At 51.3% G+C, this 2,277-nt stretch carries 2 protein-coding genes and 1 pseudogene; 2 read left to right on the plus strand and 1 reads right to left on the minus strand.

Going from position 1 to position 2,277, the window contains the following annotated elements; translation table 11 throughout:
- Together BZG79_RS16800 and lolE are read left to right on the plus strand one after the other, a co-directional pair.
- Positions 1-112, plus strand: a pseudogene (locus tag BZG79_RS16800) (lipoprotein-releasing system ATP-binding protein LolD); the annotation flags it as partial.
- Positions 106-1,347: a lipoprotein-releasing ABC transporter permease subunit LolE gene (gene lolE, locus BZG79_RS14345; RefSeq protein WP_077774740.1), complete on the plus strand. Its 1,242-nt coding sequence runs from the start codon at positions 106-108 to the stop codon at positions 1,345-1,347. The pseudogene BZG79_RS16800 and the gene lolE, both read left to right, overlap by 7 nt.
- A 249-nt stretch (positions 1,348-1,596) precedes the next feature.
- Here the strand turns inward: lolE and BZG79_RS14350 are convergent, their stop codons facing one another.
- Positions 1,597-2,157: a DUF2062 domain-containing protein gene (locus tag BZG79_RS14350; RefSeq protein WP_021022813.1), complete on the minus strand. Its 561-nt coding sequence runs from the start codon at positions 2,155-2,157 to the stop codon at positions 1,597-1,599.
- Positions 2,158-2,277 lie beyond the last annotated feature (120 nt).

Raw genomic sequence — 2,277 nt, forward strand, 5'->3', positions numbered from 1 at the left:
GAAACATGGCACGGCGTTTTTAGTGGTCACTCATGATAGTGAGCTGGCAGCAAAACTGGATCGCCAAGTGATGATGCAAGATGGCCACTTGGTTGTGCAGGAGGCATCATGAAACCGTTATCCTTGGCGATAGGCCGGCGCTTTAGTCGTGCTCGGCAGCGAAATCGCTTGGTCTCCTTTATTTCTCTTTCCTCGGTCATTGGTATCGCGGTGGGCGTCATGGTGATCATTGTGGGTTTATCGGCCATGAACGGGTTTGAGCGAGAGTTGAATCAACGCGTGCTGTCAGTGGTGCCTCATGGACAGGTGTTTGGGGTCAATGGTCCGATTGAAAACTGGCAACAGGTGCAAGCGCAAAGTGAACGGCACCCACAGGTGGAAGCGGCGGCGCCTTATGTCGAGCTTACGGCATTGATGGAACATGGCACTCGCTTACAGCCCGCACAAATTCGCGCGGTGGATCCCACCTCAGAGCGCACGGTTAGCCGGATTGGTGATTATATCGATGGTGGATGGGAAAGCTTGCCAGCGGGGCAATCTCGTCTTGTCTTAGGGCAAGGCATTGCTTCTCAGCTCGGTGTTAGCAAGGGTGACTGGATCACGGTCATGGTGCCGGCGACAGACAGTAGCCTTAACCTACGGGCACCGAAGCGGGTGCGAATGCAGGTTGCTGGCCTGTTGCAGTTAGGCGGACAAATCGACCATTCGCTGGCATTAATGCGTCTCCAAGATGCCCAAGCTCTGATGGGAATGGATGAGGCGGTGACCGGCGTCTCGCTTAAGGTTTCGCCGGTACTCGACGCGCGAAAAATCGTACAAGAAGTAGGGCAAATCTTATCTACTTATGTGTACTTAAAAGATTGGACGGGCGATTTCGGGTATTTATATCGCGATATCCAGTTGGTCAGAGCCATTATGTATTTGGTGATGGTGCTGGTGATTGGCGTGGCGTGTTTYAATGTGGTGTCAACCTTGATGATGTCGGTAAAAGATAGAGCTGCGGACATTGCGATTTTACGCACAATGGGCGCGAATGATCGCCTGATTCGACGCATATTTATCTGGTACGGATTGTTCTCTGGGGCGTTAGGCAGCGCCATTGGCAGTGTGTTGGGCGTGGCGATTGCCAGTCATCTCACCACGATCTTGTCTCAGATTGAGGCTTGGGTCGGGCATCGTTTTTTGTCAGGTGATGTGTATTTTGTCAACTTTCTCCCCAGTGAGTTACATGCCACAGACGTAGTACTTGTTAGTATCACGGCGATACTTCTGAGCTTGCTGGCGGCTTGGTACCCAGCACGTCGTGCTTGCCAGCTTCAACCCGCTGCAGTGCTCAGTGCCAAATAGCGTGAATACCAGATAGCTTTAATACCAGATAGCTCTAAAACTAGATAGCTTTAATACAAAATAGCCTTGATACAAGATAGCCTGCATAAAAGACAGCGACAAAAAGAGCCCGTTACGACGGGCTCTTTTTGATCTGTCTCGCTCAAGGGTGTTAACGATTGTATAACGACCAACAGCTATTCCATCTCACTCGCACCTTCTCGGGCTCACTCTTGCGCAAGATGCACCGAGCGCTATGCTACGTGCGCACTAAGATGACGGTTTGGTCGGCTTTGGGAGTACTTGTTTGATTTTCTTAGGCAAGCGAAGTTTGCGCTTTTGCCAGCTTCTCACCACCGAGTAGCGCCAAATACCGCGCACACTGAAATAACCAATCACCGCGAAGACGAGCCCGCTAGTGATACACCCTAATAAAAAAGGTGGGCCAATATGGCTCATTTGCTCGGCAAGGTAATGCCATGAAAGCTCAAAGTGAAAGGGGATAGGTGCCGTATTCAGCATCCAGGTCCCGAGTTTGTAAGCGAGATAAAACATCACCGGCATGGTGATTGGATTGCTTACCCACACCAAAGCCACGGCCAGTGGCAGATTCACGCCGAACATAATGGCCAGGCCAGCGGCCATGATCATTTGGCTAGGAAGCGGGACAAATGCCATAAACAGCCCCACCGCAAAGGCCCCTGATGCCGAGCGCCGGTTAAGGCACCACAGATTGGGATCCTGCAACAGGCTACCAAATACGCGTAGCGCCTTATTGTCGCGCAACGCCTCCCGCTTTGGCATATAGCGTTGAAAAAACTTCTTGGGCATACCTGTTTACATTACCTGGAAATTACGCGATGAAGCTAACCTTTACGATAACCGCGGCACTGACTTTGCTATCACTACCATGGTGGCCTGTATTACCGCCGTTTTGGGTCTGCTCCATTA

Source organism: Salinivibrio sp. MA427, assembly GCF_001996115.1.
GTDB classification, from domain to species: domain Bacteria; phylum Pseudomonadota; class Gammaproteobacteria; order Enterobacterales; family Vibrionaceae; genus Salinivibrio; species Salinivibrio costicola.